Here is an 18161-nt window from a genome sequence, read left to right on the forward strand (position 1 = left end):
ATCCACAGGCCGGCTGACGACGCCGACGCGACCAGGTGCGATTTCCCTAGACTTCCGGGCATGAAGCGTCTGGGGCTCCGCATCGTCACCACAGGTCTGGTACTCGCGCTCGGTCTCGCCGCCGCCGGCTGCACGTCGGGCAACGGAAGGAAGTCCCTGACCAGCGTGACATCGGCGCAACCGATCGTTTTCGACGTGCCGAAAACACCGCAAGAGGCGGACAGGACGCAGGCGCCTGGCGACCGGACCAACCAGACGCTGGAAGCTGTTGCGGTCCGGGGCCGAGCGGTGGTGGCGGTCGGAACCGATCTGTCCGCGAAGGTCAGCCGTCCACTGTTCCTGTCCAGCGCGGACGCCGGAGGTAGCTGGACCAGACGCGACCTGGACAAGGAGTCGACCGACAGGTCAGGCACCTTCGAGAGCGCGACCGACGTCGCGGCCGGACCGAGTGGCTTCGTGGCCATCGGCTCCTCGAACAATCGGCCGGTGCTCTGGCACAGCAAGGACGGCGATTCGTGGCAGCGGCAGATGCTCGACCGGAAGGTCTTCACTGCCACCGACCAACTGACCGCGATCACCGCGACCAAGACCGGGTTCGCGATCGTCGGCGACAGCCCGCTCCCGGCAGCAGGCTACGACGACCACCTGATCTACTGGCAGTCCACCGACGGGTTGTCCTGGCGCCGCGCAACCGGACCGGCCATCGGCCTCAAGCCGACCGTCAACGGAGACGTGTCCGCGGCGCAGATCGTTGCCGTCGGCAAGACGGTGGTGATCAGCGGAAACCTGTCCACGCCGGGCGACGCCAAGCAGACGGACCGGCTGCAGTTCTGGTTCTCGACCGATGCCGGAGCGAGCTTCCGAAGCTCATCCGTCCAGGGCGAGGTGGCGACCGCGTCAGTGGTGTACAACAACGTGCTCGCGGCCGGCGACGGGAAGTTCGTCGCACTCGTCCAAGGCGACGGGTACGCCGACGACGGCTCCTGGGACGGCATCGTCCTGGAGGGTGGGCCGTCCGGAAGCTCCTGGCGAGTCGCCGCGAAACCGTGGCTGCTCGGCTCGGACTACGACGATTCTCCCGGAACTTTGACCAAGGCAGGCCAGGACTGGGTGGCGACGAGCCAGACAAAGGCCGCCACGGTAGACGTCACAGTGGCCGCCGGATCGAATTGGGGGCTACTCACTGATCGCACCGACACCGAGAGCCAACACAGCCGGGGTAGCCAGATCGTCACCGATTCCGTTGCGGTAGGCGCCGATGTCGTCCTGGTCGGGTCGAGCGACCGGAGCGGGAGCATCGAGCCCAGGGCCTGGCGCTATCACGACGGCGCGGTCCTCCCCACCAGCCTGCCGGCCGAGGCGTCAGCAGGCCGGCCCTCGACCTCCCTCCATCGCATCCTGAGCACCGGCAAGGAACTCGTCGTCGTCGGTGACATCTCCGACGCTCCGACCGCTTGGACCCGGACAACCGGCGAGTGGCAGGCAAGCACTCTGCCGGGCCGCAAGAACGGTGTGGAGCTGCGCCTGGCCGACGCCGCGCCGACCACTGACGGCCGGGTAGTCGCCGTCGGCACGAAGTACCCGACCATCGGGGAGCGCGCCGCGGTCTGGGTTCGCGACCTGGCGGGCCGCTGGGTCGAGAGCGAATCGCCGATCTTCGGGACCTTGGCCGGCTCGTCGTACGGCGGGCCGAGTCCGCAGGCGGTCGCGGTCGGTCCGGGCGGCTGGGTGGTCGTCGGGCAGCGTCACGACGGGGACGGCCACTACGACGCCTGGTCGATGCGCTCGAAGGACGGCAAGACCTGGACCGAAGGTCGCGGCGGCCGGGTGCTGCCACCGGAGAAGGATTCCGACACCCGTCGGACGCCGGCACAGAATCTGCGCAGTTCGGAGGGCGCGATCGCAGAAATGACCAGCGTTCTCGCTGTCGGTTCGAGATTCGTCGCAGGCGGCCGGGCGGGAGCCAACGGCCCAGCGGTCTGGTTGTCGGCCGACGGCGACAACTGGTCGTCTCTGGTACTGCTGCCACTCCCCAAGAAGGCGTACTCGGCGAACGTCCGGGCGTTGGAGAGGATCGGCAACACCCTGGTCGCGATCGGCGAGTACCACCGGTCGGTGGGCGATGTCGAAAGCGGCTGGACCAGTTGGACTTCGAAGGACGGCGGTCTCACCTGGTCGGCCGGCCCGGTCGCCGAACCAAGCAGCGCGTTCGCCCATACCTTGGTCCCGGTGCCCAACGGTGTGGTTGCCCTTGGCTATCAAGGACTCAACGACCAGATCGATGCTGCTGTCTGGTTCAGCCGAGACGGACGCGCCTGGACACGGCTGCCTCTGCCCGACAAGCGCAGTACTGGCCCTGGGCGGCAGGGGATCACGTCGGCGGTTGTTCAGGACGGGAAGCTGCTGGCGACCGCCTTCGACATTCCGCCCTCCGGCGGCACGGACTACACGCAGGAGATCGAGCTGCCGAAATAGGACGTAATTGGTCTACTTGGGTTTCCGGTGGAGGCGTCGCGGACCGATAGGTTCTTGGCATGGGTGCGGCTGAGGAGTACTTGGAGAAGGCGTTGGCGTTGGCTGCCGAGGCAGCGCGGTCACAGGTGGGGGCAGTGCGCATTGCCGCCGGGCTGGTGGCCGACGCATTGGTCGGCGGGAAGACGTTCTGGGTGTTCGGGACCGGGCACAGTCATCTGATCGCCGAGGAGTTGTACGGGCGGGCTGGTGGGCTGGCGAGTGTGCGGGCGGTGCTGGAGCCGGGGCTGATGCTGCACGAGGGGCTGCGGAAGAGTTCGTTGCTGGAGCGGCTCGGTGGGTTGGCCGAGGTGTTGCTGCAGGTGAACGAGATCGCGGCCGGTGATGTCGTGCTGGTGGCGTCGAACTCCGGGCGGAACGCAGTACCGGTGGAGTTCGCGCAGGGGGCGCGGGAGGTCGGGGCGAAGGTGATCGCGTTGACCTCGATGGCGCACAGCGCAGCGGTGGAGTCGCGGGCGCCGTCGGGGCTGCGGTTGTTCGAGCTCGCGGATGTTGTCATCGACAACTGTGGGGTGCCTGGTGACGCGTTGATCGAGATCGACGGCAGTCCGGAGAAGACCGGATCGACCTCGACCGTTGTGGGCGCGCTGCTCGCGCAGGCGCTCACCGTCGAGGTCGTCAGCTTGCTCGCCGGGCGCGGCCACACGCCCGACGTACTGCGGAGCTTGAACGCCTGAGCCGGCTCAGGTGGCGCGGTAGGCGACGGTGATGTCGTAGCGGTCGGATCGGTAGACCGAGCGGCCGAATTCGATCACTTCGCCCGACGCGGTGCGCGGAGCGGAGGTGATGATCAGGCACGGGATGCTGGAGTCGATTCCGAGAATCTCGGAGTCGGCAGCGTCCGGCGGCGCGGCCACGATCGAGGCGGAGACCATGCCGAGCGTGACCCCCCAGCGAGTCGCCAACGAGTCGTAGAGGGAGACCTCTTCGAGGTTCAGCTCGTCCAGGCCGGGATAGCGACGCAGCGACAGTGACGTGCGCTCGATGGCCATCGGCTCGCCGTCAGCGGTGCGCAGCCTGACCAGGTGCAGCACCGGTGTGCCGACGGGCTCTTCGAGCTCGGCAGCGAGCGCCTCGTCCGCAGTACCGACGGTGTGCTCCAGCACCTTGGCGCCGGGCGTGATGCCGCGGGCGCGCATGTCCTGGCTGAACGACGAGGTCAGCATCCGGGCCGGCCGTGGCTCGGCGACGAACGTGCCTCCGCCTGGCCGGCGGGCGGCCAGACCTTCGGCCACCACCCGGTCCACCTCCTGGCGGACCGTCATCCGGGCGACGCCGAAGCGCTCGGCCAGAACACGCTCGGACGGCAGCACCGTGCCGGCCGTGAGACTGCGGGTGAGGGTCTCCAGAATCTCGCGGATCTGGTCACCCTTCGGCCGGTCGGTCCGTAGCTCCGTAGGGAGTTCGGCGAGGTCACCGGGGTTGTTCCTTGGGCGGGCCATGACGTCAGTATCCCTGGGAATGTGCCCGGCAAACCGGTTGCCGGGGGTCGCGAGCCACGTCGTGCTCCTGAAAGTTTTCTACTAGACCACTACTAATGCCGACAGTACTGTCCGGCACCCCAGGTCGGCCAGTAATCATCTTCGCAGTACCCAGGTAACTTTGACGATATGCACGACCTACAGAGCGTGATGACGGCTAGAATCGACCGATAGCCGGGGCCCGCTCCGCGCTTGGTGTGCCGGGAAGTCTGGTCGGCGATTGGTCCGATCACGCCCCGACCGAAAGGAGCAGCCCTGTGCGGCTGCTGCAGAAACGACGAGCTTTTCCCCGCATCCTGGGGTCCGAGCGCGCCTTCCTGGCCGACACCCTGCGCGCCGAGACGACCGGCGGCCTGGTCCTGGTCGGCGCCGCGATCATCGCGCTGGTCTGGGCCAACTCGCCCTGGCAGGACGGCTACCACCACCTGCGCGACGCCCAGCTCGGCCCGTTGACGGTCGAGCAGTGGGCCACCGACGGCGCACTGACCCTGTTTTTCTACCTGGCCGGGGTCGAGCTCAAGCGCGAACTCGTGGTCGGCACCCTGTCGAAGATCAGCGAGGCCGTCGTACCGGTGGTCGCGGCGTTCTGCGGGATGGCGGCGCCGGCCCTGATCTACGCCGTCATCAACCTGACGGCCGACAACGGCAAGCCGCACGGCTGGGCGGTGCCGACGGCAACGGATATCGCGTTCGCCCTGGCAGTGCTGGCGATCGTCGGCCGGTCGTTGCCCAGCGCACTCAGGGCGTTCCTGCTCACCCTGGCGGTGGTCGACGACTTCGGCGCGATCCTGGTGATCGCCGCGTTCTTCTCGCACGGCCTCAACCTGCTCGCGCTGCTGGCCGCACTCGCCCTGATCGCGGCGTTCTACCTCCTGCAACGCCTCAGATTCCGTACGCCGCTGCTGTACGTGCCGGTCGTCCTGGCGGCCTGGTGGTTCATGCACGAGTCGGGCATCCACGCCACGATCGCCGGTGTCGCGATGGGGCTGATGACGCGGGTGCTGCCGGATCCGGGCGAGGAGAGGTCGCCGGCCGAGCGGCTGGAGCATCGGCTGCGGCCGTGGTCGGCCGGCGTCGCGGTACCGGTGTTCGCGCTGTTCGCCGCCGGCGTGACGCTGGGCGGCGACGCGTTGCGCGCGATGCTGACCGACCCGGTCGCGATCGGCGTGGTCGCCGGGCTGATGGCCGGCAAGGTGATCGGCGTCTTCGGCGGCTCCTGGCTGACCGCGCGGTTCACCAAGGCCGAGCTGAACTCCGACCTCGCCTGGCGCGACGTCGGCGCGGTCTCGGTGCTGGCCGGGATCGGATTCACGGTCGCGTTGCTGATCGCCCAGCTCGCCTTCGGCGACGACGTGGCCCAGATCGAACGCGCCAAAGCCGCGGTCCTGGTGGCGTCACTGCTGTCCGCGCTGATCGCTGCCGCACTGCTGTTGCGTCGCAACCGCGCGTACGCCGAGGAATGAGCGGCGGGTACAGGCTAGTGTCGGGGCACCGGACCCGTGTGGAAGGAGCGCCATGTCGATGGGGCAGACCGATGATGAGCCCACTGTCGGGCAACTTGTCGCCAACGCCAGCAAGGATCTGTCCAGCTTGGTCCGCAGCGAACTCGAGCTGGCCAAGTCGGAGCTGAAGTCGACCGCGGTCAAGGCCGGCACCGGCGCGGGCCTGTTCGGCGCCGCCGGCTTCCTCGGGCTGCTGGCGGTCATCCTGCTGTCCATCGCCGCGGCGTACGGCGTGCACGCGCTCGGCCTGCACCCGGCGCTCGCGTTCCTGATCGTTGCCGTGGTCTACCTTCTGATCGCGGCCGTGCTGGTGCTGGTCGGCAAGAACCTGCTCAGCAAGGCGAAGGGCCCGCAGCGCGCGATCGAGACCTCGAAGGAGTCGGTCGAGGCGCTCAAGGCGATCGGCAAGGGCGACTAGTGGTCAGCGCCGGACGATCGTCGCGAGCTGACCACTGAGTCCCGCTGGGGTCTCCGATCTGCTCGTCGACGGGCCGTGGTCGCATTCGCTGGTCGCGGCCAACGGGGCGAGGTTTCACGTGGCCGAGTGTGGCGGCGCGGACGATCCGCTGGTGCTGTTCCTGCACGGCTTCCCGGAGTTCTGGTGGGCCTGGCGCCACCAACTGCCGGCAGTGGCCGCAGCGGGGTTCAGGGCGGTCGCCATGGACCTGCGTGGCTACGGCGCCAGCGACAAGACTCCGCGCGGCTATGACCCCTTCACGGTCTCGGCAGACGTCTCTGGCGTGATCAGGTCGCTGGGCGCGACTGATGCCGTGGTGGTCGGCCACGGCTGGGGTGGGTTCGCCGCTTGGTCGGCCGCAGTACTGGCGCCCAAGCAGGTGCGAGCTCTGGTGGCTGTGTCAGCGCCACACCCACTGCAGCTGATGCGGTCGGGGCAGCTGAGGTCGGTGGCTCAGGTCGGCTGGTTCCAACTGCCGATCCTCCCCGAGCGCCGCCTGCTCGCCCAGGACGGCATCCACATCGAGCAACTCCTCCGCGCCTGGTCCGCTCCCGGCAGCAGCTTCCCGGACGCCGAGGCGTCCCGCCGCTACCGCGCGGCCCTCCAGGTCTGGCCTGCGCCGCACTGCGCGCTGGAGTATCACCGCTGGTTCGTCCGCTCGCGCCTACGCTCCGACGGCCGCCGGTACTCCGCTCGCATGCGCACCCCGGTCGCAGTACCGGTGCTGCAGGTGCATGGAGCCCAGGACGGCGCTGTCAGCAAGGCTGCCTTCACCACACCCGCCGAACTGCTGACCGGGCCGCTGCAGCACGAAGTACTGACCACTGCAGGGCATTTCCCCCACGAGGAGACCCCGGAGCTGTTCAACTCGCTCCTCCTGGACTGGTTGCCCCGCTCAGGAGACGGTCTGCGGGCCGACGGTGCCGGTCACATGCCAGCCTGAACCGTTCTTCAGGCGATAGGTCAGCCAGAGACCGCCCAGGCAGCCCGTCCACTTGCTCATGCCGATGGTGGCCGTCGAGCCGTTCTCGATGACGACCTGACCAGCCGTGACGTACGGCGTGCCGTCGGTCTTGCCGCAGCCCTTGGGGCGGCTGTTCACCCACTCGATCGCGACGCCCGCACCTTGCACGATCACTCGCCGGTCCGCCGCGGTGAACACCCCGAGGCTGATGCCGGCGCCGGCCGGGTTGCCGGCGCTCCGGTACGGCGAGTCCAGCACCCTGATCACCGCCGGCCGGTCGTGCTTCACCAGCTCGGCGATCGCGGCGCCGGTGATGGCCGCGGTGACACTGACCTTGGCGTTCGTCTGCTCCTTGCCCGCACCCACGACACTCATCGGCGGGTCCTCGCCTTGGTGCGCAAGCTGCACGGTGGAGACCGGGCCGCCGAGCACGGCGATCACGGCAGCCGCGGCAACCAGCGGCGTGCGCCACCGGCGTACCGGCCGAGTGGTTGCTACCGGCAACCGATCGAGCAGTTGCTCCTTCTCGGTAAAGGTTTCGCGGAGGAGTTGGCCGACCTCTTCGTCCGTCAGTCTGGGCATTTCAGTGGTCCTTCTCGGAGGTCGGGAGGTTGGTGCGGAGAGTGGCCAGGCCGCGGGACGCGTGCGAGCGGACGGTGCCGGCCGAGCAGCCGAGGATGGTGGCGATCTCGTCGTCCGGGAGGTCCTCGTAGAACCGCAGCACCAGTACTGCACGTTGCTGCCGCGGCAGGTCGGCGAGGAGGCGCCAGGCGGCATCCCGCTGGGCGTGGCGGGTGCTGACGTCGTCACCGGCCGGCGCGTCGGGCAGCTCGGCCAGGGGCAGTTCCTGGTTCTTGCGCAGGCGGCGCCAGCTCAGGAACTCGTTGACGACCATCTTGCTCAGATAGGCGTCCGGCCGGTCGAGGGCACCGATCCGATCCCAGCGGCGATGGGCGCGCGTCAGTACGGTCTGGACGAGGTCTTCAGCGCTGTGTGCGCCACCGGACAGCATCAGCGCGAGGCGCAGCAGCCGCCGTTCGCTCGACGCCACCACCTCGTCGAACGTCAGCCGCTCGGTGTCCCCGCTCGTTACCGTCACACCCCTTCAACGCGGCGGGCGCCCCGATCTGTTGAGCGGGAATCAGGTGCAGCTGTGGGTGGAGACCTCTTGCGTCGCTTTGGCGCCGGCTGCGGCGTCGTCGGCGACCTGCTCGGCGGTCAGCACGTACCCGGTGCGGTTGTCCTCGACGGAGGCCGCGAAGACCACGCCGTACACGGTGCCCTTCGCCGAGATCAGCGGGCCGCCCGAGTTGCCGGGGCGGACCTGCGCCCAGATCGAGAAGGCTCGCCGGGTGACGGTCTTGTCGCCGTAGATGTCCGGGCCGCGGAGCCGCTCCTCGGACCGGATCCTGGCCGGCTCGGAGTCGAACGGGCCGTTCTCCGGGTAGCCGAGGACGACCGCGGTCGCGTCCGCCTTGCCGTCGTTGTCGAACGCCAGCGGGGTCGCCTTGAGCTCGGGCACGTACAGCACGGCGATGTCGACCGACGAGTCGAACAGCACCACCTTGGCGTCGTACTTCTTGCCGTTCACCTCGACCTTCGGCGAGCTGACCCCGGCCACCACGTGCGCGTTCGTCATCACCCGCTGCGGGGCGTAGACGAAACCACTGCCCTCGAGACCACGTGAGCAGTTCGCGACCCCGGTCACCTTGGCGATCCGGGTGTAGGCCAGCCGCACGGTCGGGTTGCGCGAGATGGTGCCGTCCGGCGGCTGCGTCTCGCGGATCCGCTCCGGTACGAACGGGTCGAGGAAGCGCGGGAACAGATCGGTGTTCACCACGTCGTTGAAGGCCTGCAGCGCGCGATCCGCGCCGCCCGGAAGCGCCTCGTCGACCTTGGCCAGCACCTGCGAGCCGCGGACGGCCGACGTGACGCTGGGGATCCGGGCGCCGCTCACCGCGACGCCGAGCACCCACGAGACGACCAGCACCGACGCGGCAGCCAGTACTGCGCCGCCGAGCGCATCGACGGCTTTGACCGGTTTCCAGGAGATCTTGTTGCGTAGCTTGGAGCCGAGCAGGGCGCCGATGGTCCGCCCGATCGAGGCCAGCAACACGACCAGCACGAGCGCCGCGAACGACACCTCGACACTGGGCGAGAAGTTGTCCAGCACCCGCGGTACGCCGTACACGCCGATCGCCGCGCCCGCCAGCAGACCGAGCGTCGCGCAGGCGCCGAGGATGAATCCCTCGATGTAGCCCGAGATCGCCACCAGCGCGGTCACCACCAGCAGCGCGATATCGAGACCGCTCACTCCACACCCTCCGGATGCCCCAGGTCGTGCTCGATGGCCGTCAGCCGCCGCACATCTGCCGGCTGCTGCCCCTCACTCCGCCAGGCCGCCTCGACCAGCCGGTCGGGCAACGGTACGACGTGGGTGGGGTCCCAGTCGCGCGCCCAGCCGCCGAGCTTCAGTAACTTGTCGAGCAGACCGGCGGTGAAACCCCAGATGTAGAGGTCGTCCACGGTGAACGCGGGACCGGTGAAACCGGACGGATGCAGGCAGCTGATCCGGTTGGCCGGGTCGGTCAGCGCCTGGATCGAGACCCGGTGCACCGAGGCGACCTCGGCCGGGTCGACCACCGCGACCGGCGACGGCTCCCGCCACCAGCCGAGCACCGGCGAGACGGCGAAGTTGCTGACCGGCACCCACAGTGAGGGCCAGACCGCGAACACCTCGACGCCGGCCGGGTCGAGCCCGGTCTCCTCCTCGGCCTCGCGCAGCGCGGTACGGATCAGGCCCTGGACGCCGGTGCCGTCCTCGGGGTCGACGCGGCCGCCGGGGAACGCCATCTGGCCGGCGTGACTGCGCAACGTCCAGGACCGCTCGGTCAGCAGCACGTCGGGGCCTTCAGCATCGTTGCCATCGGCAAGCAGAATCAGTACGGCGGAACCGCGCACGCCGGGGTCGTTCTCGGGCGGGAGGAAACGCGACAGCTCGGTCGGGTCGACCTCTTTCGATGCCGTCCGCAACCGGTGCAGGAACTCGGGCAGCTGCACGTCGTACGTCGTACTGGTCCTCACAGGCTGACTCCCAGCTTGTCCTCGACGAGCTGCTCCAGCTGCTGCTGCGACCTGAGCGCGCCTTGGTGAACGTAGACGAGAACGCCTTGCCGGTCGATGAACGCGGTCACCGGCGGTCCGGCGATCCGGAGCGACTGCTGGGTCAGCTTGTCGGTGTCGACCAGGTGCGGGTAGTCCCAGTCGTGGTCGAGCGCGAACTTGACCGCGAGGTCGGGGCGGGTGTCGATGTAGTCGATCCCGATCAGCTCGAGCTTGTCGCCGGCCTTGCGCTGCAGCGCGGCCAGGTACGGCGCTTCCTCGCGGCAGGGGCCGCACCATTGGGCCCAGACGTTGATCACCAGCGGGCCGCGGAGGTCGGACAGGCGGGTGTCGGGGCCTTTTCCCAGGCAGGGAAGGCTGATCTCGGGTAATCCTTTGGGGGCCGGTTGTCGCGACTGGACGCTCGGGCAGGCCTGCAGTTGGTCGGCGCCGGCCACGGTCCCGTCCGGCTCCTTGGCGACGCTGCCTGGCTTGTCGTCACCACAGGCCGACAGCAACCCCAGAGCAACAACAGCGCCCAACAGAGCAACCCAACGCCCGCCGCCGCTCACGCTGGGGTCTTCACCAGTTTTGCGGCTAGGTCCGGGTCGACCGGGCCGGCGCCGAAGGACGGGCACCACTGGGCGATCGGGCAGGCACCACAAGCCGGCTTCTTGGCGTGGCAGCGGCGGCGGCCGTGGAAGATCAGCCGGTGCGACAGCATCGTCCAGTCCTTCTTTCCGAATAGCTCGCCGATCAGGTGCTCGACCTTGACCGGGTCCTCCTCGGTGGTCCAGCCGAACCGGCGGACCAGCCGGCCGAAGTGGGTGTCGACGGTGATCCCGGGCACCCCGAAAGCGTTGCCCAGGACGACGTTCGCCGTCTTGCGGCCGGTGCCGGGGAGCTTGACCAGCTCCTCCAGCTTGCCGGGCACCACCCCGTCGTACTCGTCGACCAGCACCTGGCCGAGCTTCATCAGGCTGTTCGTCTTGGCCCGGAAGAAGCCGGTCGGCTTGAGGATCGTCTCCATCTCCTCCCGATCGGCCTCCGCGTACGCCGCCGCGTCCGGGTACTTCGCGAACAGCGTCGGGGTCACCTTGTTGACCATCACGTCGGTGGTCTGCGCCGACAGGATGGTGGCGACCAGCAGCTCCAGCGGACTGGTGAAGTCCAGCTCGCAGTGCGCGTCCGGGTAGGTGTCGGTGAGCACCTTGTGCATCTTGCGGGCCCGCCGGACCAGCTGGGTGTGCGTCTCGTCGGCGAAGACGGGCGCCTTCCGCGGCAGCTTCAGCGGCACCTGGAGAGCGGAATCAACGGAGGCGGAGGCCTCGACGTGCTGGGTCGGCATGCAGGCCAGCCTACGTCCGGGCTCCGACAACCCCCTCCCAACTGCCCACCGGCGATCAACTGGTGCGCACCTGCGTGCGAGCCCACTCCGCCCACTCCTGCTGCATCGCGGTGAAGCGCAGCCCGTACTCCAGCGCGATCCGGCCGTAGACGGACAGATTGTCGTCGTCCCAGTCGACCGCGTCGTGCAGCGCTGCCAGCTCGGCGTGCGTGGCCGTCGCATGCCCGGCCAGACTCTCCAGGTAGCCGCGGGCCTGCTCGGGCGTGAGGACCCCGAGGAAGAAAACCCGGAGCAGTACTTCGCTGCGCGTACTGCGCTGCGGCTCGGTCTCGGCCAGCCAGTGCCGCAGCTCGGCCAAACCGGCATCGGTCAGCGTGTACTCCTTCCGGCCGCGCGGACCCTGGTCAGAGACCACCACCAGGCCGCTGTCGGCGAGCTTGGTCAGTTCGCCGTAGATCTGGCTCTGGGTGGCCGGCCAGACGTTGGCCAACGAGGTACTGAAGGTCTTCAGCAGGTCGTAGCCGCTGGCGGGGTGCTCCACCAACAGCCCGAGGAGGGCGTGTCGCAGGCTCATACCGGGGAGCTTACCTTCCACTCTTGACATGTCGATAGGCGACGTTCTACTTTCGACATGTCAGTTTTGGAATGTCAGTTGAGGAGCACCCTGATGTCTTACCTCCGGACCTTCGCCCCCTGGATCGTCTACGCCGTGATTCCCTCGGCGCACTGGAACTGGGCCGCGCTGATCGCGCTGCTGCTGTCCGTCGGCCTGATCGCCCAGCAGACCCGCTCCGGCCGGAGCCTCGACGCGCTGATCATCGAGCTCGGCTCGGCCGTCTTCTTCGCGGTCATCACCGTCGTGGCCTTCGCGGATCCCAACAGCGGCCTGCATCCCTACACGCCGGCCCTGTCGGCCGCAGCCCTCGCGCTGATCGCGGGCGCCTCGTTGGCGCTGCGCAAGCCGTTCACGCTCGGGATCGCCAAGCAGTCGACCCCTCGCGAGTTCTGGGACCGGCCGCTGTTCATCCGGACGAACGTGATCATCACCGCCGTCTGGACCGCGAGCTTCGCGGTGTCCGCCGTGGTCCTCGCCCTGCTGGCCGACAGCAGCCCGGCGATCCGGATCCCGGTGCAGGTGGCCGGCTTCGTCGTACCGATGGTCTTCACCGTCCGGTACGTCGCACGCACGCGCGCCAAGGCCGCCCGGTGAAGCCCGCGCCGCATCTGGCCGGCAACTACGCCCCGGTCGACCAGGAACTCACCACCCACGAGCTGCCGGTGACCGGCCAGATTCCGCCCGAGCTGACCGGTTGGTACCTCCGCAACGGCCCGAATCCGCACGACGCCGCCTCCGCCAACTGGTTCTTCGGCGACGGCATGGTGCACGGTGTCCGGCTCGAGGGAGGCCGCGCGACCTCCTACCGCAACCGCTGGGTCCGTACGTCGACCTTCACCGACGGCGCGCAGATCTACGGCGCCGACGGATCCGTGGACCTGACCGCGGGGGCCGCCAACACCCACATCGTCCGGCACGCCGGTCGCACGCTGGCCCTGGTCGAGTCGTCCTTCCCCTACGAGCTCACCAGCGAACTGGACACGATCGGGCCGTACGACTTCGACGGGCGGCTGCAGACCGCGATGACCGCGCACCCGAAGACCTGCCCCAGCACCGGCGAGCTGCACTTCTTCGGCTACAGCCTGGCCCCGCCGTACCTGACCTACCACCGCGCCGACGCGACCGGGGAGTTGGTGGTCAGCCGCCCGATCGACGTGCCAGCTGCCACGATGAACCACGACTTCATGCTGTCTGCCAGCCATGTCGTCTTCATGGACCTGCCGGTCGTCTTCGACCTGGAGACCGCCAAGACCGGCAAGATGCCCTTCGCCTGGAGCGACGGCTACGGCGCCCGGCTCGGCGTACTGCGGCGCGACGACCCGCAGGGCGCGGTCCGCTGGTTCGAGATCGATCCCTGCTACGTGTTCCACACCCTCAATGCCCACGACCAGGGCCAGGACCAGATCGTCCTGCACGTCATGCGCTACCCGGAGCTGTGGCGCAAGGGCAGCAGCGATCCCCAGCAGGCAACACTGTGGCGCTGGACCATCGACCTGACGGCAGGCGTCGTACGGGAAGAGCAGTTGCATGACCGGCCTGCTGAGTTCCCCCGGATCGACGACCGGCTGGCCGGCCTTGCGGCGCGCTACGGCCACGCCACTGTGTCCCGTACTCCGTCCAGTGGTCCCGACACCGGCGCGCTGGTTCGCTACGACCTACGCGATGGCCTGGTGACTTCCCACGAGTTCGGTCCGGGCCGCGTCCCTGGCGAGGCCGCGTTTGCCCCGGCTGATGATCGCCCGGGTGGCGACGGCTGGCTGATGACCTACGTGCACAACGCCGCCACCGACACCAGTGACCTGGTCATCCTCGACGCCACAGATCTGGCAGCGCCGCCGGTGGCGACCATTGAGCTCCCTGTTCGGGTGCCCTTCGGTTTCCACGGCAATTGGCTCACCGACTGACCTCAGGCCAGGGGTAGCGGGACGGTGACCGTCAGGTGGCGGCCACCGGGGTGTGGTTGGGGGAGGTCGCGAGACTTCAGGCGGACGGCGAGGTCGTCGATGACCCCGACAGTGAGGTCCAGCTCCGGGAGCGCGGTGCCCTCCGGGTCCAGCCTCTGCTCAGCGTCCTCGGGTGGGTGGTCGCCGAAGTAGCGGGCAGCGTCGGTGTAGACGGTCCAACAGGCCAGGGAGATCTTGGCGCGATCAGGTGACAGCAAGGCGACCCGTACGTCGGCGTACAGGGCGTAGTCGGCGTCGGCGATGCTCACCGTCGTGCTGCTGGCCGGCAGCAGCTCCGGTACTGCGTCGATGACTTTGGTGGTCAGGAGTTGCCACATGGCGACCTGTTCCCGCGGGAAGCGAGGCTGCGGCGGCCGAGGTACCCACCGACCGGCCCACTCGTCGCCAGCGGCCACTCGGGCTTCTGCGAACGCAATAGCCGGGCCGATGCGGCGCCTCTCGACCAGCAGATTGATGACAGCGCCCGTCGCGTTCTCCCCGGCGTACCAGCTTGCCTTGTCGTCGTGCTCGGCCAAGGCAGCGTCAGGATCGGCTGTCGCCAGCATCGTTGCCCACCACATAGGACCTGCAGCGGGAACACTCGCAACCAGCGCTGCCAACTCGTCCAGGTGGCCGAGCCGGCTCAGTACGCGGATGAGCTGTAGCTGGAAGACAGCGTCCCCCGCGGCCGCTCTGGCACGCAGCTCATCGAGTTCGTCGTGCACTGCGAGGTAGTCAGCGAGTTGCTCTGCCGACAGTCGCTCACCGGCATCTGCACGGACCCGCAACTCGTCCAGGTAGCCGTACTCCGCCCGGAGCCGGGCAGCTTGCCGCTGTGCCCCGCGCTGCGTCGAGGCATCCAGTACTGCGATGGCCTCAGCCACCTGCCCGGTCTCGACCAGCAGCTCGGCCAGCAGGTCCGGTGCGAGCAAGCGACGGCTACGCAGGATGGCGATCGCCTCCTCGGGCCGGCCTTGATCGACATACAGCTTCACTACCTGGTAGCGGACGTCGTCGGAGGCTCCCGGCCGGGTGGCCAGCGTGGCGGCTGCCTCGTCGACCAGGCCTTGCTTGATCAGCTCGTCGAGGGCCTTGTCATCGACGTACGGGTCGAAGACGGTGGCGGGCTCCTGCTCGGCCAGGGCCTCGTCCAGCAGCGTCCTGGCTTCGCGGTCACCGGCATCGGCACGGGATCGCAGCTCGTCCAGCCGCCCCTCGGCCCGGAGCGTCGCGAGCCGGATCGAGTGGTTCGCGAGGTCGCGGAGCTCGTCGGTGCGGCCTAGCTCGCGGAGCAGGGCCTGCAGCCTGGTGCGGTCGGCGGGTAGGTGGCTGCCCTTCAACTGGTCGATCGCCTCGTCCAGGCGGCCGTCTTCGAGCAGCCGGTCCACTTCATGGGTGCGCTCGGGCGGATTGCCGTCGAGCGAGCGGATCAGCGTGAGCTGTGCCAATTGGCCGCCGCGCTCCCGGCGGAACTGCTCCAGCTTGGGGATCGCCGCTGGGTCAGCGCTGGCCTGCAGGACCTCGATCGCGTCGTCCAAGCGGCCGTACTCGCGCAGCAGGAGGGCCAGCATCCCCTCGTGCCGCGGGTCGTCGCTGGCGCGCAGTACGGCGGAGGCGTCGTCGAGGTAGCCCTGTTTGGCCAGCAGCCAGGCCTTCTGGGCGGGCTCGTCCCGGTACACCGCGGGCGCCTTGGCCCGAGCACGGGCGCGACGCTTCCTGAGCCATTCGAACATCCCTCATCCTCACCACTGGGAGCGCCGCCAGGGGGAGCTTCCGGCGCGCCCCGGCGGGCCTACGTGGCGGTTCCCCACGGGGAGGGGCTACGGTTTTGGTGCGACCGGGTGCGATCCGCCTGGCGCCGAGGGGGCTCGCAGCCTCTTCGAAGCTTGCAGTTCAGGTCCAAGGAGGCCCATTCGTGGACGCCGCAGTGCTCCGACAAGCACCGCTTTTCAGCCAGCTCGACGAGGAGGCAGCCGAAGCGCTGACCGCCTCCATGACGGAGAGCAGGCTGCGCCGCGGCCAGGTGCTGTTCCACGAAGGCGACTCCGGTGACCGGCTGTTCGTCGTTGTCGAGGGCAAGGTCAAGCTCGGCCGCACCTCCGCCGACGGCCGCGAGAACCTGCTGGCCGTGCTCGGCCCGGGCCAGATGTTCGGCGAGCTGTCCCTGTTCGACCCGGGACCGCGCCAGTCGACCGTCACCGCCGTCACCGACGCCTCGCTGATGGCACTGACCCACGACGAGCTGCTCCGCTGGCTGGCCGGCCGCCCCGAGGTGGCCCGCGGCCTGCTGCTGCAGCTCGCCTCCCGGCTCCGCAAGGTCTCCGACGTGGTCGCCGACCTGGTCTTCTCCGACGTGCCGGGCCGGGTGGCCAAGGCGCTGCTCGACCTGGCCAGCCGCTTCGGCCGGACCGCGGACGACGGCGTGCACGTCCACCACGACCTGACCCAGGAGGAGCTGGCCCAGCTGGTCGGCGCCTCCCGCGAGACCGTCAACAAGGCCCTCGCCGACTTCGCCTCCCGCGGCTGGGTCCGGCTGGAGCCGCGCTCGGTCGTGCTGCTCGACCTGGACCGGCTGCAGAAGCGCGCCCGGTAACTAGGAGTTGAGGTAGTCCAGCTGGGCGCGCACCGAGCGCTCAGCTGCCGGCCACAGGATCGGGTCGACGTCGGCGTAGACGTGCTGGACGATCGCCCCGGCGGTGGTGTGGCCGTCAGCGACCGCAGTACGGACCTGGTTAAGGCGTTCCTGGCGGTGCTTGAGGTAGTAGGTCAGTACTGCGCCGGGATCGTCGATGACCGGCCCATGCCCTGGCAGCAGGCGTTGCACGCCTGCCGGGGAGTTGGCGAAGGCTCGCAGGCTCTCCAGGGAGTCCAGGTACGGACCCAGCTCGCCGTCCGGGTGGGCCACTACCGATGTGCCGCGGCCGAGGACGGTGTCGCCGGTCAGCAGTGAGCCGTCCTGCGGGAGCCAGAAGCAGACCGAATCCATGGTGTGGCCAGGAGTCGGCAGTACTTCGATCCGCAGGTCCCCTGAGGTGATCACGTCGCCCTCAGCCAGCCCGTGCGCATGGTCGGTCGGGATCCGGAACGTCGGGTCCACCGAGCGCACCGGGGCATTGGCCTGCGAGGCGAACCACGCTGCGCCCTCGGAGTGGTCGAAGTGCCCGTGGGTCAGCAGCACCGTCGACACCCTGCACCCGTACTCCGCGACTACGTCGAGCACCGCCTGCAGGTGGTCGGTCAGCAGCGGTCCCGGGTCGACCACTACGGCTGTGTCGGCGCCAGGAGCCCGCAGGATCCAGGTGTTGGTGCCGTCGAGCGTCATCGGGCCAGGGTTGGCCGCGAGTACCCGGGAGGCGTAGTGGGTGACCTGCTCGGCTGTCATGGCGTCTCCAGGTAGGCCTGGTCGTTCTCGATCCGAACAGTCGGCTGGATCGGGCGGATCTCCCGGTCGGCCGACGCAGCCAGTACGTCGGCAACAGCGGCGTACGGGATCAGGTCTCGGCAGCAGAGGTAGGTGGGCGGGAGCATGAGCATCTCGCTGGCCTCCACGACTCGCACTGCCTCGGCAGGGGGCAGCCAGGCGACCTGGTCGGACTCGCTGGTCACGTCACGAGTCACCTGACCGGCCGGGAGCGCGGCGACAAAGAAGCGGGTGTCGTAGCGGCGGGGCTCGAACTCAGGGGTGATCCAGTGCGTCCAGACGCCGAGCAGGTCGGCACGGAGTACCAGGCCTCGGCGGTGCAGGAAGTCGGCGAAACCGAGGTCCCGCGACTCCAGGGCGACCCGGTCGGCCTCCCAGTCGTCGCCGGTGGTGTCACCGACCACAGACTCGGTGTCGGGACCGGCAAGCAGCACACCGGACTCCTCGAACGTCTCCCGTACTGCGGCAGCCACGTACGCCGCAGCAGTCTCGGCAGAGCACCCCATGCGCTCGCCGAACCACTCAGGCGACGGCCCGGACCAGGAGTCGGCAATCGACGAGTCGGTGGCGTCCACTCGTCCGCCGGGGAACACCGTCATCCCAGCGGCGAATGCCATCGACTGCTGGCGTCGCAGCAGGTAGACCTCAGGCCCGGCCGCGGTGTCGCGCAGCAGGATCACAGTGGACGCCGGACGCGCCTCGACCGGCGTACGGCGCTCTCGCACGAACGAGAGCGCCGCATCGGCCATCCGGCCGGACATGAGTTGTGACTTCAGATCCAGGGCCATCGCCGGC

19 protein-coding genes are annotated in these 18161 nt (G+C 69.0%); 8 read left to right on the top strand and 11 right to left on the bottom strand.

The genetic code is table 11. From position 1 onward, the window contains the following. Positions 1-60 precede the first annotated feature (60 nt). Both AB0P21_RS29550 and AB0P21_RS29555 read left to right on the top strand, forming a co-directional pair. The gene (locus tag AB0P21_RS29550) at positions 61-2475 is read left to right on the top strand and encodes a sialidase family protein (protein WP_363700502.1); all 2415 of its coding nucleotides are present in this window, start codon (positions 61-63) and stop codon (positions 2473-2475) included. Positions 2476-2534: 59 nt separating this feature from the next. Next, entirely contained in the window at positions 2535-3209 is a 675-nt protein-coding gene (locus AB0P21_RS29555; RefSeq protein ID WP_363700503.1) for an SIS domain-containing protein, read from the top strand. Positions 3210-3215: 6 nt separating this feature from the next. On the opposite strand, the gene AB0P21_RS29560 is transcribed toward AB0P21_RS29555, so the two are convergent. Then, entirely contained in the window at positions 3216-3974 is a 759-nt protein-coding gene (locus AB0P21_RS29560) for a GntR family transcriptional regulator (protein WP_363700504.1), read from the bottom strand. 296 nt (positions 3975-4270) lie between these two features. Between AB0P21_RS29560 and nhaA the strand changes: the two genes are divergently transcribed. The 3 genes from nhaA to AB0P21_RS29575 all read left to right on the top strand — a co-directional run bounded on the left by nhaA (position 4271) and on the right by AB0P21_RS29575 (position 6915). Then, on the top strand, positions 4271-5476 hold the full coding sequence (gene nhaA, locus AB0P21_RS29565; protein WP_363700505.1) for a Na+/H+ antiporter NhaA: 1206 nt from the start codon (positions 4271-4273) through the stop codon (positions 5474-5476). A 58-nt stretch (positions 5477-5534) separates the two neighbouring features. After that, a complete protein-coding gene (locus AB0P21_RS29570) occupies positions 5535-5933 on the top strand; it encodes a phage holin family protein (RefSeq protein ID WP_363700506.1) in 399 nt (132 codons plus the stop codon). A gap of 118 nt (positions 5934-6051) precedes the next feature. Next, positions 6052-6915 (top strand): alpha/beta hydrolase, encoded by an 864-nt coding sequence (locus tag AB0P21_RS29575; protein WP_363700507.1) that lies wholly within the window; start codon positions 6052-6054, stop codon positions 6913-6915. On the opposite strand, the gene AB0P21_RS29580 is transcribed toward AB0P21_RS29575, so the two are convergent. The 7 genes from AB0P21_RS29580 to AB0P21_RS29610 are packed head-to-tail and all read right to left on the bottom strand — an operon-like array spanning position 6868 to position 11960. Then, positions 6868-7518: a hypothetical protein gene (locus AB0P21_RS29580; RefSeq protein WP_363700508.1), complete on the bottom strand. Its 651-nt coding sequence runs from the start codon at positions 7516-7518 to the stop codon at positions 6868-6870. The genes AB0P21_RS29575 and AB0P21_RS29580 overlap by 48 nt on opposite strands. 1 nt (position 7519) lies before the next feature. Further along, on the bottom strand, positions 7520-8035 hold the full coding sequence (locus AB0P21_RS29585; RefSeq protein WP_363700509.1) for a SigE family RNA polymerase sigma factor: 516 nt from the start codon (positions 8033-8035) through the stop codon (positions 7520-7522). Positions 8036-8077: 42 nt separating this feature from the next. Next, on the bottom strand, positions 8078-9250 hold the full coding sequence (locus tag AB0P21_RS29590) for a MarP family serine protease (RefSeq protein ID WP_363700510.1): 1173 nt from the start codon (positions 9248-9250) through the stop codon (positions 8078-8080). After that, entirely contained in the window at positions 9247-10020 is a 774-nt protein-coding gene (locus AB0P21_RS29595; protein WP_363700511.1) for a CoA pyrophosphatase, read from the bottom strand. The genes AB0P21_RS29590 and AB0P21_RS29595 overlap by 4 nt, the downstream gene beginning before the upstream one ends. Then, positions 10017-10580 carry a TlpA disulfide reductase family protein gene (locus AB0P21_RS29600; protein WP_363700512.1) on the bottom strand — a complete coding sequence of 188 codons (564 nt, stop codon included), beginning with the start codon at positions 10578-10580 and terminating at the stop codon, positions 10017-10019. Before AB0P21_RS29600 ends, AB0P21_RS29595 begins: the two co-directional genes overlap by 4 nt. A gap of 26 nt (positions 10581-10606) precedes the next feature. Continuing rightward, complete coding sequence (nth, locus tag AB0P21_RS29605; protein ID WP_363700513.1) at positions 10607-11386, bottom strand: endonuclease III; 780 nt, start codon at positions 11384-11386, stop codon at positions 10607-10609. Between the two features lie 55 nt (positions 11387-11441). Next, positions 11442-11960, bottom strand: coding sequence for a PadR family transcriptional regulator (locus AB0P21_RS29610; RefSeq protein ID WP_363700514.1), 519 nt, complete (start codon positions 11958-11960; stop codon positions 11442-11444). Positions 11961-12053: 93 nt separating this feature from the next. On the opposite strand from AB0P21_RS29610, the gene AB0P21_RS29615 reads away from it, so the two are divergent. Then, complete coding sequence (locus AB0P21_RS29615; RefSeq protein ID WP_363700515.1) at positions 12054-12596, top strand: hypothetical protein; 543 nt, start codon at positions 12054-12056, stop codon at positions 12594-12596. Then, entirely contained in the window at positions 12593-13906 is a 1314-nt protein-coding gene (locus AB0P21_RS29620; RefSeq protein WP_363700516.1) for a carotenoid oxygenase family protein, read from the top strand. The genes AB0P21_RS29615 and AB0P21_RS29620 overlap by 4 nt, the downstream gene beginning before the upstream one ends. Positions 13907-13908: 2 nt before the next feature. On the opposite strand, the gene AB0P21_RS29625 is transcribed toward AB0P21_RS29620, so the two are convergent. After that, positions 13909-15678 carry a hypothetical protein gene (locus AB0P21_RS29625; RefSeq protein WP_363700517.1) on the bottom strand — a complete coding sequence of 590 codons (1770 nt, stop codon included), beginning with the start codon at positions 15676-15678 and terminating at the stop codon, positions 13909-13911. 182 nt (positions 15679-15860) lie between these two features. Here AB0P21_RS29625 and AB0P21_RS29630 point away from each other — a divergent pair, with 182 nt between their 5' ends. Next, positions 15861-16538: a Crp/Fnr family transcriptional regulator gene (locus AB0P21_RS29630; protein ID WP_363700518.1), complete on the top strand. Its 678-nt coding sequence runs from the start codon at positions 15861-15863 to the stop codon at positions 16536-16538. On the opposite strand, the gene AB0P21_RS29635 is transcribed toward AB0P21_RS29630, so the two are convergent. Both AB0P21_RS29635 and AB0P21_RS29640 read right to left on the bottom strand, forming a co-directional pair. Then, positions 16539-17327 (bottom strand): MBL fold metallo-hydrolase, encoded by a 789-nt coding sequence (locus tag AB0P21_RS29635; protein ID WP_363700519.1) that lies wholly within the window; start codon positions 17325-17327, stop codon positions 16539-16541. Beyond that, a complete protein-coding gene (locus AB0P21_RS29640; protein WP_363700520.1) occupies positions 17324-18154 on the bottom strand; it encodes an NUDIX hydrolase in 831 nt (276 codons plus the stop codon). The genes AB0P21_RS29635 and AB0P21_RS29640 overlap by 4 nt, the downstream gene beginning before the upstream one ends. Positions 18155-18161 lie beyond the last annotated feature (7 nt).

Origin of the sequence: Kribbella sp. NPDC056861 (assembly GCF_040687575.1) — a bacterium.
GTDB lineage: Bacteria > Actinomycetota > Actinomycetes > Propionibacteriales > Kribbellaceae > Kribbella.

Bases quoted from the DNA above. Each gene is read 5' to 3' on its own strand.
- AB0P21_RS29550 (WP_363700502.1), top strand. From the start codon at position 61: ATGAAGCGTCTGGGGCTCCGCATCGTCACCACAGGTCTGGTACTCGCG.
- AB0P21_RS29555 (WP_363700503.1), top strand. From the start codon at position 2,535: ATGGGTGCGGCTGAGGAGTACTTGGAGAAGGCGTTGGCGTTGGCTGCC.
- AB0P21_RS29560 (WP_363700504.1), bottom strand. From the start codon at position 3,974: ATGGCCCGCCCAAGGAACAACCCCGGTGACCTCGCCGAACTCCCTACG.
- AB0P21_RS29570 (WP_363700506.1), top strand. From the start codon at position 5,535: ATGGGGCAGACCGATGATGAGCCCACTGTCGGGCAACTTGTCGCCAAC.
- AB0P21_RS29580 (WP_363700508.1), bottom strand. From the start codon at position 7,518: ATGCCCAGACTGACGGACGAAGAGGTCGGCCAACTCCTCCGCGAAACC.
- nth (WP_363700513.1), bottom strand. From the start codon at position 11,386: ATGCCGACCCAGCACGTCGAGGCCTCCGCCTCCGTTGATTCCGCTCTC.
- AB0P21_RS29610 (WP_363700514.1), bottom strand. From the start codon at position 11,960: ATGAGCCTGCGACACGCCCTCCTCGGGCTGTTGGTGGAGCACCCCGCC.
- AB0P21_RS29615 (WP_363700515.1), top strand. From the start codon at position 12,054: ATGTCTTACCTCCGGACCTTCGCCCCCTGGATCGTCTACGCCGTGATT.
- AB0P21_RS29625 (WP_363700517.1), bottom strand. From the start codon at position 15,678: ATGTTCGAATGGCTCAGGAAGCGTCGCGCCCGTGCTCGGGCCAAGGCG.
- AB0P21_RS29635 (WP_363700519.1), bottom strand. From the start codon at position 17,327: ATGACAGCCGAGCAGGTCACCCACTACGCCTCCCGGGTACTCGCGGCC.
- AB0P21_RS29640 (WP_363700520.1), bottom strand. From the start codon at position 18,154: ATGGCCCTGGATCTGAAGTCACAACTCATGTCCGGCCGGATGGCCGAT.